15 protein-coding genes are annotated in these 21,231 nt (G+C 50.0%); 11 read left to right on the plus strand and 4 right to left on the minus strand.

Going from position 1 to position 21,231, the window contains the following annotated elements:
• Window positions 1-65: 65 nt before the first annotated feature.
• The 3 genes from ACMYSN_RS23465 to yegD all read right to left on the minus strand — a co-directional run bounded on the left by ACMYSN_RS23465 (window position 66) and on the right by yegD (window position 4,483).
• The gene (locus ACMYSN_RS23465) at window positions 66-761 is read right to left on the minus strand and encodes a response regulator transcription factor (protein WP_462496346.1); all 696 of its coding nucleotides are present in this window, start codon (window positions 759-761) and stop codon (window positions 66-68) included.
• The gene (locus tag ACMYSN_RS23470; protein WP_462498324.1) at window positions 758-2,704 is read right to left on the minus strand and encodes a sensor histidine kinase; all 1,947 of its coding nucleotides are present in this window, start codon (window positions 2,702-2,704) and stop codon (window positions 758-760) included. Before ACMYSN_RS23470 ends, ACMYSN_RS23465 begins: the two co-directional genes overlap by 4 nt.
• Before the next feature lie 426 nt (window positions 2,705-3,130).
• Window positions 3,131-4,483 carry an Hsp70 family protein gene (gene yegD, locus ACMYSN_RS23475; protein WP_462496347.1) on the minus strand — a complete coding sequence of 451 codons (1,353 nt, stop codon included), beginning with the start codon at window positions 4,481-4,483 and terminating at the stop codon, window positions 3,131-3,133.
• Window positions 4,484-4,632: 149 nt separating this feature from the next.
• Between yegD and alkA the strand changes: the two genes are divergently transcribed.
• The 4 genes from alkA (at window position 4,633) to asmA (ending at window position 8,815) form a co-directional block, all read left to right on the plus strand.
• Entirely contained in the window at window positions 4,633-5,481 is an 849-nt protein-coding gene (alkA, locus tag ACMYSN_RS23480; RefSeq protein WP_462496348.1) for a DNA-3-methyladenine glycosylase 2, read from the plus strand.
• A gap of 145 nt (window positions 5,482-5,626) precedes the next feature.
• Window positions 5,627-6,268 (plus strand): uridine kinase, encoded by a 642-nt coding sequence (gene udk / locus ACMYSN_RS23485; protein WP_123755063.1) that lies wholly within the window; start codon window positions 5,627-5,629, stop codon window positions 6,266-6,268.
• Window positions 6,269-6,358: 90 nt separating this feature from the next.
• A complete protein-coding gene (dcd, locus tag ACMYSN_RS23490; RefSeq protein ID WP_123755062.1) occupies window positions 6,359-6,940 on the plus strand; it encodes a dCTP deaminase in 582 nt (193 codons plus the stop codon).
• Window positions 6,941-6,967: 27 nt separating this feature from the next.
• Window positions 6,968-8,815: an outer membrane assembly protein AsmA gene (gene asmA, locus ACMYSN_RS23495; RefSeq protein ID WP_462496349.1), complete on the plus strand. Its 1,848-nt coding sequence runs from the start codon at window positions 6,968-6,970 to the stop codon at window positions 8,813-8,815.
• 129 nt (window positions 8,816-8,944) lie between these two features.
• On the opposite strand, the gene ACMYSN_RS23500 is transcribed toward asmA, so the two are convergent.
• Window positions 8,945-10,531 carry a TerC family protein gene (locus ACMYSN_RS23500; protein WP_462498325.1) on the minus strand — a complete coding sequence of 529 codons (1,587 nt, stop codon included), beginning with the start codon at window positions 10,529-10,531 and terminating at the stop codon, window positions 8,945-8,947.
• Window positions 10,532-11,419: 888 nt separating this feature from the next.
• On the opposite strand from ACMYSN_RS23500, the gene galF reads away from it, so the two are divergent.
• The 7 genes from galF (at window position 11,420) to wbaP (ending at window position 21,220) form a co-directional block, all read left to right on the plus strand.
• Entirely contained in the window at window positions 11,420-12,310 is an 891-nt protein-coding gene (gene galF, locus ACMYSN_RS23505) for a UTP--glucose-1-phosphate uridylyltransferase GalF (protein WP_462496350.1), read from the plus strand.
• A gap of 461 nt (window positions 12,311-12,771) precedes the next feature.
• Entirely contained in the window at window positions 12,772-13,401 is a 630-nt protein-coding gene (locus tag ACMYSN_RS23510; protein WP_462496351.1) for a phosphatase PAP2 family protein, read from the plus strand.
• A 956-nt stretch (window positions 13,402-14,357) separates the two neighbouring features.
• A complete protein-coding gene (locus ACMYSN_RS23515; protein WP_462496352.1) occupies window positions 14,358-15,791 on the plus strand; it encodes a capsule assembly Wzi family protein in 1,434 nt (477 codons plus the stop codon).
• Window positions 15,792-15,924: 133 nt separating this feature from the next.
• Window positions 15,925-17,058, plus strand: coding sequence for a polysaccharide export protein (locus ACMYSN_RS23520; protein WP_462496353.1), 1,134 nt, complete (start codon window positions 15,925-15,927; stop codon window positions 17,056-17,058).
• Between the two features lie 5 nt (window positions 17,059-17,063).
• Entirely contained in the window at window positions 17,064-17,498 is a 435-nt protein-coding gene (locus ACMYSN_RS23525; protein WP_462498326.1) for a low molecular weight phosphatase family protein, read from the plus strand.
• Between the two features lie 17 nt (window positions 17,499-17,515).
• The gene (locus ACMYSN_RS23530; protein ID WP_462496354.1) at window positions 17,516-19,675 is read left to right on the plus strand and encodes a P-loop NTPase family protein; all 2,160 of its coding nucleotides are present in this window, start codon (window positions 17,516-17,518) and stop codon (window positions 19,673-19,675) included.
• Between the two features lie 117 nt (window positions 19,676-19,792).
• Entirely contained in the window at window positions 19,793-21,220 is a 1,428-nt protein-coding gene (gene wbaP / locus ACMYSN_RS23535) for an undecaprenyl-phosphate galactose phosphotransferase WbaP (protein WP_462496355.1), read from the plus strand.
• Window positions 21,221-21,231: the final 11 nt, after the last annotated feature.

Consider the following 21,231-nt stretch of genomic DNA (forward strand, 5'->3'; position numbering starts at 1 on the left):
TAACTTATAGCTGAAAAACAATCCGGGTCGTGCAACCTGTAGGCCAGGAAAGGGAAAGAGGGAGATCAGGGGATAAATGCCAGACCTTTGCCAAAAATGGCCCGGATGGGTAACGCCACGCCATGAAGACGCGCTTTGTTACGCAGGCGGCTGATCACCACGTCAATGCGGTGCAGCTCCGGTTCGCTCTCATCGGGGAAAAGATAGGCGTGAAGATCGACCTTGCGGCAGACTTCGCTGCGGTTGTGCATCAGGCGCGCCAGCAGGCGGTGTTCTTGCTGGGTCAGCGGGAGCGTCGTGCCGGAGGGGGCTATCAGGCTTTCAGGCTGCAATTGCCAGCACGCTGAAACAGGCTGTGCAACTACGGGTGCTGACACCGGGGAGACGGTGTTTTGCTGCTTCAGCCGGGCGCCCAGAGAATGAAGGGTTTCGGCCAGAACGGCAAAATTGACCGGCTTGATGAGAAAGCAATCCGCGCCAAGATTAAATGCCTGTAGTTTATCCTGCTCATGCCCTCGGGCCGTCATCACCACAAGCCCGTATTCACCAAGCTCATGCAGGTAGTCCAGCACGCTGAAGCCGTCTTCGCCGGGCAGAGCGATATCGATCAGCACCAAATCGACCGGATCGCGGTGTAGCTGTCGCCAGAACGCCTCGGCGCTGTGCACCCCCCAGGCGCTGAAGCCACGAAAGCGCAGAAAGGCCAGCAGTTCGTCAAGGAGATCGACGCTGTCTTCAATGATAGCCACGCGTAATGTCATGATTTTCTCTTGTGCGGTGATGGGGCATCCACGGGAAGCGTGAGCGCAAATTCGCAACCATCCGGGCTGTTGGTTATCAGCCACAGCTCGCCCCCGTGCGCCTGGATGATTTGTCGGGCAACGTACAGCCCAAGACCGGTGCCGGCCGGGGTCGTGGTGCGAACGGAGCCACGCTGGTAACGCTCAAAGATTCGTTCCACCTGATCGCCGGCGATCCCCGGTCCCTGGTCGCGGATGCGAATTTCATAGTGGCCCGCATTCGGATAGATATCGACGGCTACCTCGCCGGACGGGGAGTACTTCACCGCGTTGTCCAGAAGATTGGCCAGCGCAATGCACAGCAGTCCGCTATCGACGCTCAGTGCCGGCGATGGTGTTTGTGAATCGACGGTTTTCCCGGCCAGCGTGACGGTAAAATAATGATTCAGGGAGAGTTCAACCACCGTTGCCGCCATATAGATCACCGGGAGCAGGTCGGTCTGTTGTTTATCGACATGCAGCGCGCTGGAAGATAAGCGCGCATCGGCCAGGCAGTTATCGGTTAGCTGGACCAGCCGTGTCGTTGCGCGCTGCATGCGATCCAGACGCGGTCCTTGCGCGGCTTCAGGGGTGCATAAGCGCAGATTTTCCAGCGCCCCCTGGATAACGGAGAGCGGCGTGCGGAACTCGTGCGCCACCATGCCCATAAACTGCCGTTGCTGAAAGCTTGCTTCGCGCTCGATCTGCAGTTCGCGGGTCAACTGCTGCTTTTGCATCAACCTGCGGTTTTCAGCACGGATGCGCAGCACCGCGATGATCAGGACGGTGACAATATGCACGATCAGCGCGTATTGCCAGGTCGAGTAAATGGCGTTATGAAAAGGGATCACGCCATGAACCGACAGCAGCGCCAGCGCGGCGGAGACCACATAAACGGGAGGCAGCAGCCCCAGCAGAAAGGTGTGCAAATCGATGGCTTTGCGCCGCCAGAGGGCCCACGAGGTGAGCAGCAGAATAGGGGCAGCGATAAAGAACATCCCCGCCTCAATCTGCATCGCCAGGCCATAAAAGCCCAGCGGAACGCTGGCGAGAAGCACAACATTGACCGCAATAGCGGCGAGCAGCAACTGGTGCAAGCGTGGCATATTCTTTTTAAGGTCAAACACCTCGCTATGTAGCCACAGCGCGGTGGCATAGCTGAGCAGCGACAGATAGCTGATCATCGCGTCCTGTACCGGGAGCACGGCGTCCCCGAAAAACCATTCGGGATAGCCGTGCAGCGCTGCCACCAGCGGATAGTTAAGGGAAAACAGGCAGATCCCCCACAGCAGGCGGCGACGTAGTAACAAGGCGAGCCACAGGGCAACCCCGCTGGCAATGAAGGCCAGGCCAAAATAAAAACTCCAGAATGCGGTATCCCGGGTGGCCGCCTGTACAAATTCCTGGGGTGAGGAAAGCGTCGCCAGCAGGATCAGGGTACTGCTGCTTTGCAGGCGGAACACGACATCGTAGCCCGCGGCGCTCGGCGGCGCTGGCAAAATCAGGACGCTTTCCCGGTAATTGAGATCGTTATCGCGGGTAGAGGCGCGATCGCCAAAGGCTTTCAGCGTCCACGGAAGATCGCTCCCGGCGGGGCGATAATAGACGTTGAGATGATCGACAAAAGTAGGCCCTACCTGCAGCCAGCGCGGTTCACCCTGAAAGTACGAGGCCGGCAGACGTGTTTGCAGCCAGTAGGACTTTGGCGAATAGCCAAACGAAGGAATACGCTGCCCTGTACTGAGCGCACTCGGCGGTAACGCGAGAAAACCATCCAGAGTCAGCGAATTGTTACTGTCGGCATACCATTGTACCGGAGTATCGAGGCCGATCTGCCGGGTTTGCGCGCGGGCAGGGGGGCAATACTGAAGGCCGATGATGATGCCGCAGCAGATCCACAGCAGGACTCTGCGGCTCCAGACGATCGGGAGGATGGAGCCAGTAACGGCGCGGATATGATGCAAACTCGCCCCCTGCGGCATGGATCAATAAAAAGGAAGAAAATAGCCAATGCTAGCGGCAACTTGCACAGGCCATCCCCCGGGATCCGGGAGTTAATTAATTAGGTTCTAATGGCAAAGCATTCTGCGGCGGACAACGAGATTATTCCAGCGATATTTACAAAAGGTGCTACTGGACGGATCTGTTCTCCAGGCCGCGCCAGTACAGGGATTCAGCAGGTTGGTCGGGGCGTGAATGGTGGAATATTGTGTTGCTGCGGCGGTGCGGCAATATAAAGCACTACAGGCGGCGCAATGAATACGAGAATAAAACCAGAAATGAACCAAAAGAGCCGCGCGTTCCATGCGTCGACGGAATTCAATAGCGGGGCAGAGACTGCCCCGTAAAGATCAGGCGAACACCACCTGCGCCCAGCGGGCCAGCCCGGCGGTGACCGAGCCAAAATCATCACCACCGGCAATCGGAATACCCGGCAGATGCGCCGCCAGCGCTTTCTTAATCAGCGGGGAGCGAGCGCTACCGCCGGTAAGATAGATCACATCAGGCGTTTCGCGGCTGTTGTCCAGCGCCAGCTGAACCTGCTCCATGATCCGCGTCAGCGGTTGGTTTAATGCCGCTTCCAGCCCCTGTTGGCTGATTGCCGTCGCCAGTTCGTCGCCGATAAACGGCAGTCCGGCCGTTACGTTGTCCTGGGCCGAGAGGGCGATTTTGCTCTCTTCCGCGCTGCGTACCAGGCGATAACCCAGACGCTGGCGCCAGACCTTCAGCAGCAGCGCCACTTTTTCGCCGTCGCGGGCATCGCGCAGCAGATCATTAAGCAGTCGGCCGTTGGCCGTGCTGTAGAATTCGGTTTGTGCCGGAACATCGTTAATCGCCACCGCGTTCCACCATGGCAGGACCGGCAAGGCAATCCCTTTCTCGGTCTCTCCGCCCATTCCCAGCAGCGGCATCAGACATTTAAATGCCAGCGCGATGTCGAGATCGTTACCGCCGACGCGACAGCCGCTGTGGCCCAGCAGGCTCTGCTGGCGGTCGGCTTTCTGGCGCCACTCCGGCCCCATCAGCAGCAATGAACAGTCGGTGGTACCGCCGCCGATATCGACTACCAGCACGCGTTTTTCATCGCTCAGGGTGGCTTCGAAATCCAGACCGGCAGCGACCGGTTCAAACTGGAAGACCACGTCGTTAAACCCGGCGCGTTTTGCCGCGCGCTCCAGGATCCCCTGCGCCTGGGTATTGGCCTCATCGCCGCCGAGTCCCTGGAAGTTGATCGGGCGGCCAATTACTGCCTGGTCGATATTCTGGCTCAGTTGGTTTTGCGCCTGCTGTTTAATGTGCAGCATCATGGCGCACACCAGATCTTCAAACACCGCGACCTGCTGTGGCTTTAGGCCGCTGGCGCCGAGGAAAGATTTTGGCGATTTAACGAAGTACACTTCTTCCGGGTCGTCGACGTACTGATGCAGCGAGGCAAGGCCAAACTGGACGCTGTTGCCGAGGACGTCAATGTCTTCATCGCGGTTGTAGTTAATGGCGCGACGCAGCAGGGCCTGGTTTTCATCACCGTTTGGCGGCACCTGATGATGGCGGAAGAGCCATTCGCTGACCGCTTCGCGGGTCGGCGCGGACAACATTGACGGTAGCAGCGTGCTGCCGTTTTCCAGCGTTAACAAGTGCGGCTGATTATCGCGCATCACCGCAACGGAACAGTTAGCGGTTCCGTAGTCAAAACCAATAAACATGACCTGAAAATCCCCATGCCAGTGAAGAAGGGGGGCGACTTTAGCGGATTGCCGCCATCGCGACAACTGGAATTTAAAAGCAAGGCCCGTCAGAGGCAAAGCGTCTATGATTGATGCATTTAATAAGGGTAGATGAAGAAGGAATGATTATGACGCTGTTACCGTGGAACCCACCCTATGACCAGCAATGGATTTTTGATTTTCTGCGTGTGCGTGCGGTGACGGGCATTGAAACCTTCGGAGAAGGGCATTATACCCGCAGTTTTTCGCTGGCGGGCCACCGCGGTCTGATTAGGGTGGCGCCCGATGAGGCGGCGCAAGGATTACGGGTGACGTTATCGCCTGGCCTGTTGCCGGTGGCGGAGGAGTGCTTCGTCCGGGTGACGCGTCTGTTTGACCTGGACTGCGATCCGCAGCAGGTGGCACAGGTGCTGGGACCGCTGGCCAGCGGGCGGCCGGGGTTGCGGTTACCTGGTTCACTCGATGCGTTTGAACAGGCGGTGCGCGCGGTGTTGGGACAACTGGTCAGCGTGGCGATGGCGGCGAAGTTGACGGCTAAAGTGGTGGCAGCCTATGGCGAGCCGCTGGTGGATGCGCCGGGCTACTTCCTTTTTCCTGAACCGCAGGCGCTGGCGTGCGCGGATCCGCTGGCGTTGAAGGCCACCGGGATGTCGCTGCGCCGCGCCGAAGCCTTAATTCATCTGGCGCAGGCGGCCATCGACGGTCAGCTTCCGCTGGTGGCGCCGGACGATATCGATGCCGGGATGAAGCAGTTACAGACGCTGCCGGGCATTGGCCGGTGGACCGCGAGCTATTTTGCGCTGCGCGGCTGGCAGGCGAAGGATATCTTTTTGCCGGATGATTATCTGATTAAACAGCGGTTCAGCGGCATGACGCCAGCACGTATTGGCCATTATGCTCGACGCTGGCAGCCATGGCGTTCCTACGCGTTATTGCACATCTGGTATACAGAAGGGTGGTCCCCGGCGCAGGAATAGCGTTGTGGGGCGCATACCTCTGGTATCGCCGGGCTGAAATCCCTATAATTGCCGCGTTTGACGGTCAAACGTCACCCTTCCAATACACAAAATCATTCAGAGCGTTGTGTATATACATCCAGGTTAATCAGGTCGCAAAAAAGTTATGACTGATACGTCTCATCAGTGCGTCATTATAGGTATCGCCGGCGCATCGGCTTCGGGGAAAAGTCTTATCGCCAGCACGCTGTATCGCGAATTACGTGAACAGGTCGGCGATGAACATATTGGCGTTATTCCGGAAGACAGCTACTACAAAGATCAAAGTCATTTGTCGATGGAAGAGCGTGTTAAAACGAACTACGACCATCCGAGCTCGATGGATCATAGCTTGCTGTTCCAGCATCTGCAGATGCTGAAAAGCGGCCAACCCATTGAATTACCGGTTTACAGCTATGTTGAACATACGCGTATGCCGGAAACCGTCCACATTGAACCGAAGAAAGTGATTATCCTCGAGGGGATTTTATTGCTGACCGACGTGCGCCTGCGTAATGAGCTGAGCTTCTCGATCTTCGTCGATACGCCGCTGGATATTTGCCTGATGCGCCGCATCAAGCGCGACGTCAATGAGCGCGGTCGCTCAATGGATTCGGTGATGGCGCAGTATCAGAAAACCGTTCGCCCGATGTTCCTGCAGTTTATCGATCCCTCTAAGCAATATGCCGATATTATTGTGCCTCGCGGCGGTAAGAACCGGATTGCGATTGATATTCTTAAGGCAAAAATCAGCCAGTTCTTTGAATAACACAGACGAATTGTGTAACGTGCAAAGAGAATCTACATTGCCCTTAGCCCCGGAAGGTCTTGGGGCGTCACGCCTTAAAGGAGAGCGCTCATGCGTCTGTGCGACCGAGATATAGAAGCCTGGTTGGATGAAGGACGGCTGGTTATTAACCCGCGTCCACCTGTTGAGCGGATTAACGGCGCGACCGTTGATGTTCGGCTGGGGAATAAATTCCGCACATTCCGTGGGCACACCGCGCCCTTTATTGACCTCAGCGGGCCTAAGGCCGAAGTCGCCGCCGCGCTGGAACGGGTAATGAGCGAAGAGATTGTGTTGCCGGAAGGCGAGGCGTTCTATCTGCATCCGGGAGAGCTGGCGCTGGCGGTGACCTATGAGTCAGTGACGCTGCCGGCCGATCTTGTCGGCTGGCTGGACGGTCGTTCCTCGCTGGCGCGTCTGGGCCTGATGGTGCACGTGACCGCGCACCGTATCGATCCAGGCTGGTCTGGCTGCATCGTGCTGGAGTTTTTCAACTCCGGTAAGCTGCCGCTGGCGCTGCGTCCGGGGATGCCTATCGGCGCGTTGAGTTTTGAGCCGCTGTCAGGTCCTGCGGCACGGCCCTATAACCGCCGTGAAGACGCCAAATATCGCGACCAGCAGGGCGCGGTGGCGAGTCGAATCGACAAGGACTGATAACGTAAGCGGTGTACTGAGGGTGCCATGAGACGAATTCTGACAACGCTAATGATCTTGCTGGCGGTGGTAGTCGCCGGGCTAACCGCGTTGGTATTGCTGGTCAATCCCAACGATTTTCGTGCCTATATGGTACATAAGGTGGCGGAACGTAGCGGTTATCAGCTCGAACTCGATGGCCCGCTGCGCTGGCATGTCTGGCCGCAGTTGAGCATTCTCTCAGGCCGTATGACGCTGACCGCGCCGGGCGCCGCCGAGCCGGTGGTGCGCGCGGACAATATGCGTCTTGACGTGGCGCTGATGCCGTTGCTTTCGCATCAGCTGCAGGTTAAGCAGGTAATGTTAAAAGGCGCGGTTATCCAACTGACGCCGCAGACCGAAGCCGTGCGCAGCCAGGATGCGCCGGTGGTCCCGCACGACAACACGCTGCCATTGGTGCCGGAAGATAACGGCTGGTCTTACGATGTCAGAAAGCTGCAGGTGGCGGATAGCGTCCTGTTCTTCCAGCACGAAGACGGTGAGCAGGTGACGGTACGCGATATTCATCTGCAGATGGATCAGGATGAAAATCACCATGCCACGCTCGATTTCTCCGGGCGGGTCAACCGTGACCAGCGTGACTTAGCGCTCTCTTTCTCCGCCGAGGTGCAGGGCGGAGACTACCCTCATTCTTTAAAAGCCGATATCTCTCAACTGAACTGGCAGCTGCGTGGCGCTGAACTCCCGGCCGAAGGCGTCAGCGGGCAGGGCAGCCTGCAGGCGAGCTGGCTGGAAAATGAGAAAAAAATCAGCTTTGATAATCTCAATCTGACCGCTAACGGCAGCGCGATTAGCGGTGATGCCAGCGTGGTGTTAGGCGATCGGGCGGACTGGAACCTCAATCTTCACGCCACCACGCTCGATCTCGACAGCCTGCTGATTCACAGCTCTCCCGCGACCGATGCGGGGGCAACTCAGCAGGGACAAAGCCAGCCACGACAGCTGCGCCCGGTGATCGCCGATAGCGATATTCAAAACGATTATGCGAGTCTGCGCGGATTCAGTGCCCATCTGTCGCTGGCGGCCGACCAGCTGCAGTGGCGGGGCATGAAGTTTACCCAGGTGAAAAGTGATATCACCAACCAGCTGGGGCTGCTGACCATCAATCAGCTGCAAGGTGAACTGGATGGCGGCGTGATAGCGCTCCCCGGCAGCCTTGACGTGCGTGGCGATACCTCACAGGCATCCTTCCAGCCAAAACTGGATAATGTCGAGATTGCGACCATCCTGAAAGCGTTTAATTATTCGCTGAATCTGACCGGGAAACTCTCTTTAACCGGTGATTTCTCTGGCGAAAGAATTGATGCCGATGATTTCCGTCGTCGCTGGCAGGGTGACGCTCAGTTGCGGATGAGCGATACCCGCACGGAAGGGCTTAACTTCCAGCAGCTGGTCCAGCAGGCCGTAGAGCGTAGTACTAACGTTCAGGCTCAGGAAAACTACGATAACGCGACGCGTCTGGATGCGATGAGCAGCGAACTGCAGCTGGCGCAGGGACAGGTGACCCTGAAGAATCTGCAGGGGCAATCAGAGATGATGGCGCTGACCGGGCAGGGCGACCTTAACCTGCTGAAAGAAAATTGCGATATGCACTTTAACGTCCGCGTGCTCGGTGGCTGGAAAGGTGAAAGCAAGCTTATCGACAAGCTCAAACAGACCGCGATTCCGCTGCGTATTTACGGCAAATGGCAGGAGCTAAGCTATAGCCTGCAGGTCGATCAGGTGCTGCGTCGGCAGTTGCAGGATGAAGCCAAACAACGCCTTAACGACTGGATGGAGCGCAATAAGAACACCCAGGACGGCAAAGACGTGAAGAAGTTGCTCGATAAGCATTAAGCCGCGTTGAGTATCTTGCATCTGTATGGCCCGGATGGCGGCGCTAAGCGCCTTATCCGGGCAACTCGTATTAGCCTGTAGCCCCGGAAAGCGGTAGCGCAACCGGGGGAACGGCGTCACTGACTGGCATTACACTTCGTAATCGGTCTCATCATCTGGCGGCGGTGGTGGGATAATCTGCACCTTCTGGACCCGATGGCTCTCTACCTGCAACGTCCGGACAATATACTCACCCACTTTGACCTCTTCACCCGCTTCAGGCACATGCTGCAGATATTCCATCAACAGGCCGGCGATGGTGTGGTATTCGCGCTTCTCATCCAGCGGTAGGGGGATGAACTGCACGAGGTCGTCCAGCGGCATATGCCCGTTGGCCGTCCAGCTGCCGTCAGGGTTTTTGACAATGTCGTGCCGCGCATCAATCTCTTCCACCTCATTAGGCAAATTGCCAGCGATGGTTTCCATCACATCGCTCAATGTGACCAGCCCTTCGACGGAACCAAACTCGTCGGCCACGAAAGCAAAGTGAGTGCGTGCATGACGAAACTGTTCCAGCGCGGGCAGAAGCGGGAGCGTTTCCGGAAACACCAGCGGCTGACGGAGCAGGACGCGCAGGTCGAGGGGCTCCTGGCGCAGCGACTGTTGCAGCAGATCGACAATGTGGACCACGCCGAGCAAATCTTCTTCATTCTCGCCACCGGTCACAACCAGACGGGTGTGCTGATTTTTCTCCAGCAGCTCACGAATTTCCTCTTCCGGCGCGCTCAGGTCGATGTGTTCAATATCGTGGCGTGAGGTCATGATACTGCTGACGGTGCGCTGGTTAAGATTAAGCACCCGCTCAATCATCCGACGCTCCTGAGGGTTAAAAAGCGGATGATCTTGCTCGCTGACCATTAGTGCAGCAGTGTCGCTGCCGGGGTCGGTATTTTCCCTGTGCCCGCCAAGCAGCGTCATGACCGCAGCCGTGGTCCGCTGGCGCAGCGTCAGGTTGGCAGAGAGAAAACGGCGGCGGTTGAAAAGCGCCAGCTGGTTTAACGATTCGATAATGACGGAGAAACCAATGGCGGCATACAGATAGCCTTTGGGGATCGGGAAGCCAAATCCTTCAGCGATCAGGCTGAAACCAATCATCAGCAAGAAGCTAAGACATAAGATGACGATGGTCGGGTGGCTGTTAACAAAGCGCGTCAATGACTTGCTGGCAAGCAGCATCAGACTCATGGCGATAATCACCGCGGCCATCATCACCGCCAGATGATCCACCATACCGACAGCGGTGATCACCGAGTCGAGGGAGAAGATGGCATCGAGCACCACAATTTGCGCGACGACGCCCCAGAACCTTGCCCCTTTGCGCTGAACAGGGTTATCGCTGTCTTTGCCTTCCAGGCGTTCATTCAGCTCTACCGTGGCTTTAAACAGCAAGAATAACCCACCAAACAGCATAATCAGATCGCGGGCGCTAAAGCTGAGGTCATGGTATGTGAACAGCGGTTTTGTCAGGGTCACCAGCCAGGATATCGAGGCGAGTAACAGCAGGCGCATCACCATCGCCAGCATCAGGCCGATAACACGCGCACGGTCACGCTGTGCCGGAGGAAGCTTTTCGGCGAGGATGGCGATAAAAACCAGATTATCAATACCGAGAACCAGCTCAATAACCACTAACGTTACGAGACCGGCCCATATCGAGGGGTCGGCAATCCATTCGATCATTCGCTAAAACCTATACAACATAAGAGTGCCATTTATCGATCATGGATAAGCTCTTGCTAAATTGCAATATATTCCCGCGGGCTCTGGCCGCGACGACGATGAGTAAGAGGGAGATAATGCGTCACCTCGAAATATTTTAGTGAGCAAAAAATAAACCATTGGTTTGTTTTTTATGCGCATAAGCTTAATTATAAATAGATTGCGGGTGGCTGACTCGGTATTTATTTCCATATTATGAGGTACAGGAGAAATGTATGACGGGTCTAATGCCATGGATGCAGTTTGTCGAGCAGAAGGGCGAGAAAAGGGTGCAATCGGCAGGTGACCTGAATGATTAATGTTTCCTTTGTAGGTTTTCCAACTACCTTATTCGGTAGTTGTTGAAGTATTTGGTTAATTTAAATTAATTGTTTAGATATAAATAGGGTTTAAGGAATGGGGAGAAACAGAGGGAACTGACGCTTGTCGCTGGCCACGAGTGCTGACGTTGCCGTGCTGGTCCAGCAGTCAAGGTTGAGAGAAGTTGATAGTGAATTATCTTCCACTATTCATTGTGTTATACCTGTTTCTCGCTGGTTTCCTCACTTCTTCGATAAGTTATTCTGATGTAATACGCCTGACATTTCACCGGATTCCTCAATATCTTGTCCATAAACCGCGAGGGAAACTGAGGCGACGATCTAAGGGCATTTAAGGTATGAGAATTTTCTCAAAGCGGCCTGTCGGTCCTTTTACTTTGAGTGTATTCTCTCATTAAACATGCAGTTTCAGAATTTTGCGGGAAGTCGTGCCAACCGCAAACTGGTAATATCACACATTGATATCGGTAATGCTTGAAATCTCACCGATATCGAAAGAATTATCACTAAATGGGTGGATAAGAGAATGGCAAGTTTGAAAGCAGTTATTCCAGTAGCCGGATTGGGGATGCATATGTTGCCGGCCACGAAGGCGATCCCGAAGGAGATGCTGCCCATCGTCGATAAGCCGATGGTTCAGTACATTGTCGACGAGATTGTGGCGGCAGGTATCAAGGAGATTGTGCTGGTTACCCATTCTTCTAAAAATGCTGTGGAAAACCATTTCGACACTTCCTACGAGCTGGAAGCGCTGCTCGAGCAGCGTGTCAAACGTCAGCTGCTGGCTGAAGTACAGGCTATCTGCCCGCCGGGCGTTACCATCATGAACGTACGCCAGGCACAACCGCTTGGGTTGGGGCACTCAATCCTGTGCGCCCGCCCGATTGTCGGTGATAGCCCATTTGTTGTCGTGCTGCCGGATATTGTACTGGACGATGCCAGCGCCGATCCGCTGCGCTATAACCTTGCTGCGATGGTGGCCCGCTTTAACGAAACCGGACGTAGCCAGGTTCTGGCGAAGAGAATGGAAGGCGACCTGTCAGAGTATTCGGTTATTCAGACCAAAGATCCGTTGAATGTCGAAGGGCAAATCGGCCGTATCGTCGAGTTTATTGAAAAACCTGACGAACCGCAGACGCTGGACTCCGATCTGATGGCCGTTGGGCGCTATGTGCTGTCTGCTGATGTGTGGCCAGAGCTGGAGAAAATGGAGCCAGGTGCCTGGGGACGTATCCAGTTGACGGACGCGATTGCTGAGCTGGCTAAAAAGCAGGCTGTCGATGCCATGCTGATGACTGGCGAAAGCTATGACTGCGGTAAAAAAATGGGCTATATGCAGGCTTTCGTTAATTACGGGCTGCGTAACCATAAAGAAGGCAATAAATTCCGCGAGAGCATCAAGAAGTTGTTGGCGTAAATAGCGCGCTGAGATTTGCGAAAGTATGAAAATGTAGGGTTTACAGAAGTATGAAGCATACAGATTGAACGTATGACATGCTTCTGTAAACAGGTTTATTGCTGCCTGATTTTAATAAGTCATTAAAAATCATGTGGTTATAATTTTGATGGATATTATTTCCTGAGTGCAAAATAGATTACTTCAGAGACATCTGGTTGTGCTATCCGCTTAACCAGGATGCAATGGTCGGAGTAGCACAAGTTTCATGATGACTAATAAAGACTTAGTGAGAATTTTCTCAGAAAAATAGAAAGACCGTTGGTTGTCATAACAAAATAAAACTTGACTGAGGTCATACTTACGCATTAAACAACGGTAATGCATGCATAAAAATGTGAAGTTGCCGGATGTGTATGCCCGTACCGGGGTCGTGGATAAAGACGTTTCGGACTGGAGAGATCTCAAAGGATGAAGAATTAATGAACTGGCAGTGGGTGTCTTTTTTTGGCGATAGTACCGTGCTGTTACCCAGCGCGGCCGCATTGTTTGTGGTCTTATTTTTGCGCAGACCTTCAAGGCTGCTGGCCTGGCAGTGGGGATTGCTGTTCGGTATTACTGGCGCCATTGTATGTGCATCGAAACTGGCCTTTATGGGCTGGGGGATGGGCATTCGCGAGATTGACTTCACTGGGTTCAGCGGGCATACCGCACTTTCTAGCGCTTTCTGGCCAATATTCCTGTGGTTACTTTGTGCCCGTGGCACGATGTCGCTGCGTCGGACTGCCATTGCCGCGGGCTATGTCGTCGCCGGCCTGGTGGGGTACTCCCGTTTAGCGATCCACGCACACTCGACATCGGAAGTGATTGCCGGGTTGCTGCTGGGTGCATGTGGAAGCGCACTATTCTTGTTGGTTCAACGACGAGCATCAGGTGCCGTTAATGCCCGACTTTCCTGGGGGGGCGTGTTGAGCCTGATTATCATCCCCATCGTCCTCCTGAATACGGGAACTAAAGCACCGACCCAGTCTTTACTGGGGGAGATTGCTGTCAGGCTTGGACCTCTGGAAAAGCCCTTTACCCGAGCGGAGCTACATCAGCGGGTATACTGATCGTTTGTTAACATCGAATGACATCAGTGAGACTAATAGATTTCAGCGTCATCGTTAAATTTTCATATTGGTGAAATAATTCGTTGTTATGTCATCCTGAGTAATATTAACGAGAATAGTGATGACGATAATGCGGATCAGAAGAATCTTAAATGGGTGCATGGTTTCAGAACCTGAAAAATATATAATTTGTCAAGTGTAATGGCTGAGGATTTAGTATTAATTTTTGTAGTTGACGGGTTAAAACAGGATTGATTTGGTTGTTCCTTTCAGATGGTTATAGTCTTTTAAAAACAGTAAGTTAAGAGTGTTTATGGACAGGGCGTTGTTATGGCGTTGAGTGCCATCTCAATATTATTAAATAATCTTATTGGATGACAGCCACTTGTCGGATGAGTAACTTTTCATTGTTTTTAAGAGTGAATAAATGTCATTTACACTCCCATTTTACAGCAGAATCTCGTAAACTTGACGTCGCAAAAAAATTACAAATAGTGCTTGATAATTAGGCGCATAAGTTGTCAGTCAAAAATAACTTAAGTGAAGTACAGTGCATTGGTAGCTGTTGAGCCAAGGGCGGTAGCGTCTGTGACGCCATGGGTCATAACCCAATAGGCTATCTCCATCTGTTAGAAATTCCTAAAACCTGCTCCGGCAAGTGATTCTCCCGAAGACGTGTATATAATCGGTTATCGTTCAGGCGCCGATAGCACTCAATGCTGTCGGTTGTACTGGGGAAGTTCACATCGGACGGTTGCGCATGTTTTTTGATGTTGATGGAGAGCAAAATTAAATCGTTTCAATAGTAAGCCACTTCTTCAATTCGAAGTTGACGAATATTGCATCATCACTGTCGAACTTACATACTACGACTGGCGTCCGAGTGCGCTCTCTAACTCATACTCCCCATTGACTCCCGGCATGTGGAAAAGGGGCTGAAAAATGGATCTTGTACAATGATGAAAATCGCGCGTATTGCACTTGCTTTGGGGCTGTTGACATCGGTGAGTGCTCAGGTTTTTGCCTCTGGTCTGGTACTGAATGATAATGAACTTCGTAACGATCTGTCCTGGCTTTCGGACAGAGGTGTCATCCAGTTAAGCCTTTCAACCTGGCCGTTAAGCCAGGAAGAAATCACTCGTGCGTTAAAAAAAGCTAAACCTTCCTACTCTTCCGAGCAGGTTGTACTGGCGCGCATTAATCAACGACTTTCCTCTTTAAAGGCTGATTTCCGTGTCAGCGGCTATACCTCTACTGACCAACCAGGAACGCCGCAGGGTTTTGCGCAAAGCCAGCCTGCGGATAACTCGCTATCGCTAGCCTTTAATAATAGCGGCGACTGGTGGGATGTTCATCTGCAGGGGAATGTGGAAGGCGGAGAGCGCATAAGCAATGGTTCACGTTTCAATGCTAACGGCGCCTACGGTGCGGTTAAGTTCTGGAACCAGTGGCTGTCGTTTGGCCAGATGCCGCAGTGGTGGGGGCCGGGTTATGAAGGTAGCCTGATCCGCGGTGATGCGGCCAGACCAATGACCGGATTCCTGATGCAGCGAGCCGAGCAGACGGCACCGGAAACATGGTGGTTACGCTGGATTGGCCCGTGGCAGTACCAGATTTCTGCCAGCCAGATGAATCAATATACCGCGGTACCACATACCAAGATTATTGGTGGTCGCCTGACCTTCTCTCCGTTCCAGTCACTGGAACTTGGGGCTTCGCGCATTATGCAGTGGGGAGGGGAGGGACGTCCGCAGTCATTCAGCAGTTTCTGGGACGGTTTTACCGGCCAGGACAATACCGGTACCGAGAATGAACCTGGTAACCAGCTTGCTGGGTTCGATTTTAAATTTAAGTTAGAGCCAACTCTGGGCTGGCCGGTGAGTTTCTACGGGCAGATGGTTGGCGAGGATGAAGCGGGTGGACTGCCTTCGGCCAATATGTTCCTGGGAGGTATTGAAGGCCATCATGGCTGGGGCAAAGATGCGATCAACTGGTATGTGGAAGCACATGATACCCGCTCAAATATGAGCCGGACTAACTATATCTATACCCACCATATTTACAAAGATGGCTATTATCAGCAGGGTTATCCATTGGGTGATGCGATGGGTGGCGATGGCCAGTTGTTTGCAGGTAAAGTCGAACTGGTAACGGAAGATAATCAGCGCTGGAGTACACGTTTAGTGTACGCCAAAGTGAATCCTGAGAATCAAGCGATCAATAAGGCATTTCCACATTCGGACACCTTGAAAGGTGTACAGTTGGGATGGAGTGGGGATGTTTATAAGACGGTCCGCCTGAATACGTCGCTTTGGTATACGAATGCGGACCATAGTGACAGTGATGATGTTGGCGCAAGTGCCGGGATTGAGATTCCATTTAGTTTATAGGCTGAATGCTGTAGCTAGCGAAGAAAATGATGTAAGTTCTGTATTTTTCTACGTGAAACCATGCGGGAATAAAGTGGTGGAACACCGTTAGCTCAGGAATTAGCAAATTTTAGTTTACTGATGATGTGACATTATGAATAAAAAAATTGTTAGATTTTCGGCATTAGCGTTGGCAATAGGGTTTTTATCAGGTTGTACTATTATGCCGGGTCAAGGATTGAATAGCCTGCGCAAGAATGTGGTCGAACTACCGGACAGCGATTATGATCTGGATAAGCTTGTCAATGTATATCCAATGACTCCAAACTTGATCGATCAACTACGTCCGGCTTCGGTGATGGCACAACCTAACCCACAGCTTGATAATCTGCTGAAAAGCTATGAATATCGTATCGGCGTCGGCGATGTATTGATGGTAACTGTGTGGGATCACCCTGAACTGACTACTCCAGCAGGCCAATATCGTAGTGCGAGTGATACTGGTAACTGGGTTAACTCCGATGGCACGATTTTCTATCCTTATATTGGTAAGGTCCAGGTAGCAGGTAAAACGTTAGCTGAGGTTAGGCAAATAATTGCAAGTCGGCTGACAACTTACATTGAAAGCCCACAGGTGGATATCAGCATTGCGGCATTCCGCTCGCAAAAAGCGTATGTCACGGGGGAAGTGGTGAAGTCGGGACAACAGCCGATCACTAATATCCCACTAACCGTGATGGATGCGATAAATGCCGCCGGCGGTCTAGCACCTGATGCTGACTGGCGCAATGTTGTCCTGACACATAATGGTAAAGACACTAAAATTTCGCTATACGCATTAATGCAAAAAGGCGACTTGACTCAGAACCATCTCTTGTACCCCGGTGATATCTTGTTTATTCCTCGTAATGATGATCTGAAAATCTTCGTCATGGGAGAAGTGGGCAAACAGAGTACGATGAAGATGGATCGCAGTGGCATGACATTGGCAGAAGCCATTGGTAACGCTGAAGGTATGTCACAAGCTTATAGTGATGCTACTGGCGTATTTGTTGTCCGTCAGTTGAAGGGGGACAAGCAGGGGAAAATTGCCAATATCTATCAGCTTAATGCACAGGATGCCTCTGCTATGGTATTGGGCACTGAGTTTCAGCTACAACCGTATGATATTGTATATGTTACAACGGCTCCGCTGGTTCGTTGGAATCGCGTTATATCTCAGTTGGTGCCCACCATATCAGGCGTACATGATATGACTGAAACAGCACGCTTTATCCGGAACTGGTGATGAATATGTTTGATTCTATCTTGGTTGTGTGTACTGGTAACATTTGTCGTTCCCCAATCGGAGAGCGTTTTTTACGTCAGGCGTTGCCTGATAAAAGAATAGACTCGGCTGGCACTGGAGCACTGATAGATCACGCCGCCGATGCTAGCGCTAGCAAAGTCGCGGCTATGAATGGTATCTCACTAGATGGACATAAAGCGCAGCAGTTTACGTCTTCACTTGCGCGGAAATATGATTTGATCTTAGTGATGGAAAAATCACATATTGAACAAATTGGTCGTATTGCACCTGAAGCGAGAGGTAAAACCTTGCTTTTCGGTCAGTGGTTGGGTCATCGGGAAATTCCTGACCCATACCGCAAAAGTGAGGAAGCTTTCTCTTTAGTATATCAATTGATAGAGCAAGCTGGTTTGCTCTGGGTTGAAAAATTAGGCGTATAACTAGCAGGGATTATTGCATGTCACCAGTTACATATAAATCTGTTTCGAAAGATGCAGATGAAATCGATTTGGGTCGCTTAATCGGCGAACTAATCGATCACAGAAAACTTATTATTTCTGTCACTGCATTATTCACTTTGCTTGCTTTGGTTTATGCGCTGTTTGCAACTCCAATTTACCAAGCAGATGCATTAGTGCAGGTTGAGCAAAAACAGGGTAATGCTATCCTCAGTAACTTGAGTCAAATTCTTCCTACTGGGCAACCTCAGTCTGCACCAGAGATTGCATTATTGCAGTCACGAATGGTGTTAGGTAAAACAGTAACAGATCTTAATCTCCAGGCTGTCGTTGCACAAGACTATTTCCCAGTATTTGGCCGAGGTTGGGCCAGATTGATGGGTGAAAAACCAGGGGCGATAAATATAACAAGGTTATATCTTCCTAAAATTGAAGATGAAGCACCAGAATTAAAACTTACAGTAGTTGATAAGAGTAATTTTGATATTGTATACGGTGATATTGAGTTAAAAGGTAAAACAGGTGAGTTAATAAGCGATAAGGGGATTTCGCTAAAAGTTGATAATCTTGACGCGGCGCCTGGCACTATTTTTTCAGTTTCATATATTAGCAAGTTAAAAGCTATAACAGACTTACAAAAGATATTCTCAGTAGTCGATCTTGGAAAAGACACTGGTATGTTGACGCTTTCTTTAACGGGCGACGACCCAGAGCTTATAAAAAATATTGTAAATAGTATAAGCAACAACTATTTGTCACAGAATATTTCTCGACAAGCAGCCCAAGATGCGAAGAGTTTAGATTTTCTTAATATCCAATTACCTAAGGTTCGAAATGAACTAGATGTTGCTGAAGATAAGTTAAATCAATACAGAAGACAAAAGGACTCTGTAGATCTTTCTTTAGAAGCAAAATCAGTTTTGGAACAAATAGTAAATGTAGATAATCAATTAAATGAACTTACATTTCGGGAATCGGAAATTTCACAATTATACACAAAAGAGCATCCAACATATAAAGCATTGATAGAAAAACGTAAGACATTGCAGGATGAGAAAGGAAAGTTGAATCAGAAAGTTTCAGCTATGCCAAAGACGCAGCAAGATATATTACGTTTGAGCAGAGATGTGGAATCAGGTCAAGCTGTATATATGCAGTTATTAAATAGACAGCAAGAGTTAAGTATTTCAAAGTCCAGTGCAATTGGCAATGTGCGGATTATAGATGAAGCAGTAACGGAAGCTAAGCCAGTAAAACCTGTGAAGCCTATTGTCCTATTAGTAGGTATCATATTAGGCGGTGTGGTTTCCATCGGGATGGTACTTCTCAGGGTATTCCTGCGGCGTGGTATTGAAAGTCCTGAGCAACTTGAAGAAGTGGGAATAAATGTCTATGCAAGCATACCTGTTTCTGAGATCTTTGCGAAGAAGACTGTGCAGTCAGGTTGGAGGAAAAAAGCACATGGTGAAGCTCAAGGATTTCTAGCTATTGAGAACCCTGCTGACTTGGCAATTGAAGCTGTTCGCGGTTTAAGGACAAGTTTGCATTTTGCGATGATGGAGGCCAGAAATAATGTATTAATGATTTCTGGAGCCAGTCCTAATGCAGGTAAAACCTTTATAAGCACAAATCTTTCTGCTGTTATTGCTCAGACTGGCAAAAAAGTACTTCTAATTGATACGGATATGCGTAAGGGTTATACGCATAAATTATTTAATGTATCCAATGATGATGGTCTTTCTGAACTATTATCAGGTAAGGTTGATAAAGAAAAATCAATTAAAAAATTACCGGAAATTGGATTTGATTTTATATCTCGTGGAGTAGTTCCGCCTAATCCAGCTGAGTTACTAATGCATAGACGCTTCGGTGAACTGATATCTTGGGCAAGTCAGAACTATGATATTGTTGTTTTGGATACACCTCCTATCCTTGCTGTGACTGATGCTGCTATTATCGGCCATTATGCAGGTACAACTCTATTAGTTGCCCGTTTTGAGCAAAATACTGTGAAAGAGTTAGAAGTAAGCTTTAAGCGTTTTGAACAAAGTGGTGTCATGGTGAAGGGCTGCATTTTGAACGGTGTTGTGAAAAAAGCTAGCAGTTACTATGGCTATGGATATAGTCATTATGGGTATTCCTATACTGACGAAAAGTAACTTTAAAATGCAGAAACGGTTTACTATTACATAGTAAACCGTTCTAATTTTGTCTCTCTTGCTTGTATTTATTTAATAAATTCAAAAAGCATGCGTTATAAACATTGAGAGGGAATCATGACGCTTCTCGGTAGAAATGTTTTTGTCAGTGTGGCATTAGCTTTATCTGACTTTTTAAGCTTTACCATATCTGTATATTTTTCTTTAGGTTTTCTATCTCTCACTTTAAATGATTACGATAAGATAATATCTTCTCAACAAATAGAAGGATGGGTTGGATTACACTTTTTATTGGCATTTTTATGTGTTGCATGGTTTTCAGTGCGACTAAGACATTATTTTTACCGTAAAACTTTTTGGTTTGAACTAAAAGAAATACTTCGTACATTAGTTATTTTTTCAATCATAGAAATAGCAATAGTAGCATTTACTACTTGGTCATTTCCCCGTTTACTGTGGGTGTTGACTTGGGTTTTTGTATTTTTATTGGTACCAGTATTCCGGATGTTCACTAAAAGATTTTTAGATGTATTAAATCTTTGGCGACGTGATACATGGATTATTGGTAGTGGCACAAATGCGCATGATGCCTATAAAGCAATCAATAGCGAAAGGAATTTAGGATTAATTATCGTTGGTTTTATTCATAGTAATGGTGGAATTCCAGCCGGCGGTGATATTGATGGCATCCCTGTATTAAATAATGATTTAAACTGGTTGACAGAAAAGGATAAAAAAACGCAATTTATCGTTGCAGTCGAATCACATCAAAGTGAAATAAGGAACACATGGCTTAGAAATTTCATGATTAAAGGCTATAGATATGTATCAGTTATTCCGACATTGCGTGGTATGCCACTTGATAGTACGGATATGTCTTTCATATTTAGCCATGAAGTAATGATATTTCGTGTTCAACAAAACCTCGCAAAATGGTCATCAAGAGCGACCAAGCGTCTCTTTGATATTATTGGCTCATTGGCAATTATTATAGTTCTTTCGCCTTTACTTGTTTATATCAGTCGTAAAGTAAAAACAGACGGTGGCCCTGCCATTTATGGACATGAACGAATTGGGAAAGGTGGTAAGTCTTTTAAATGTCTTAAGTTTCGTTCTATGGTTATAAACTCAAAAGAAGTATTAGCTGAACTATTGAATAGCGATACTGATGCTAAAGCCGAATGGGATGCCACATTTAAATTAAAAAACGACCCACGTATAACGAAGATTGGAGGATTCTTGAGAAGGACAAGCCTTGATGAACTCCCTCAATTATTTAATGTATTAAAAGGAGAGATGAGTCTGGTAGGACCGCGGCCCATCATTACTGCAGAGTTAGAACGATATAATGACGAAGTAGATTATTATTTATTAAGCAAACCTGGAATGACCGGCTTATGGCAAGTTAGTGGGCGTAGTGACGTAGACTATGAAACACGAGTGTATCTAGATGCATGGTACGTTAAAAACTGGTCAATGTGGAATGATATAGCAATCTTATTTAAAACAATAAGTGTTGTTCTGAAAAAAGATGGTGCCTATTAGTGGGTCTGAAT

It is taken from the genome of Klebsiella sp. R445 (genome assembly GCF_051131755.1).
GTDB lineage: Bacteria > Pseudomonadota > Gammaproteobacteria > Enterobacterales > Enterobacteriaceae > Klebsiella > Klebsiella lignicola.

Bases quoted from the DNA above. Each gene is read 5' to 3' on its own strand.
- wbaP (WP_462496355.1), top strand. From the start codon at position 19,793: ATGACGCTTCTCGGTAGAAATGTTTTTGTCAGTGTGGCATTAGCTTTA.
- dcd (WP_123755062.1), top strand. From the start codon at position 6,359: ATGCGTCTGTGCGACCGAGATATAGAAGCCTGGTTGGATGAAGGACGG.
- ACMYSN_RS23465 (WP_462496346.1), bottom strand. From the start codon at position 761: ATGACATTACGCGTGGCTATCATTGAAGACAGCGTCGATCTCCTTGAC.
- ACMYSN_RS23525 (WP_462498326.1), top strand. From the start codon at position 17,064: ATGTTTGATTCTATCTTGGTTGTGTGTACTGGTAACATTTGTCGTTCC.
- ACMYSN_RS23530 (WP_462496354.1), top strand. From the start codon at position 17,516: ATGTCACCAGTTACATATAAATCTGTTTCGAAAGATGCAGATGAAATC.
- udk (WP_123755063.1), top strand. From the start codon at position 5,627: ATGACTGATACGTCTCATCAGTGCGTCATTATAGGTATCGCCGGCGCA.
- yegD (WP_462496347.1), bottom strand. From the start codon at position 4,483: ATGTTTATTGGTTTTGACTACGGAACCGCTAACTGTTCCGTTGCGGTG.
- alkA (WP_462496348.1), top strand. From the start codon at position 4,633: ATGACGCTGTTACCGTGGAACCCACCCTATGACCAGCAATGGATTTTT.
- ACMYSN_RS23520 (WP_462496353.1), top strand. From the start codon at position 15,925: ATGAATAAAAAAATTGTTAGATTTTCGGCATTAGCGTTGGCAATAGGG.
- ACMYSN_RS23515 (WP_462496352.1), top strand. From the start codon at position 14,358: ATGATGAAAATCGCGCGTATTGCACTTGCTTTGGGGCTGTTGACATCG.
- ACMYSN_RS23510 (WP_462496351.1), top strand. From the start codon at position 12,772: ATGAACTGGCAGTGGGTGTCTTTTTTTGGCGATAGTACCGTGCTGTTA.
- asmA (WP_462496349.1), top strand. From the start codon at position 6,968: ATGAGACGAATTCTGACAACGCTAATGATCTTGCTGGCGGTGGTAGTC.
- galF (WP_462496350.1), top strand. From the start codon at position 11,420: ATGGCAAGTTTGAAAGCAGTTATTCCAGTAGCCGGATTGGGGATGCAT.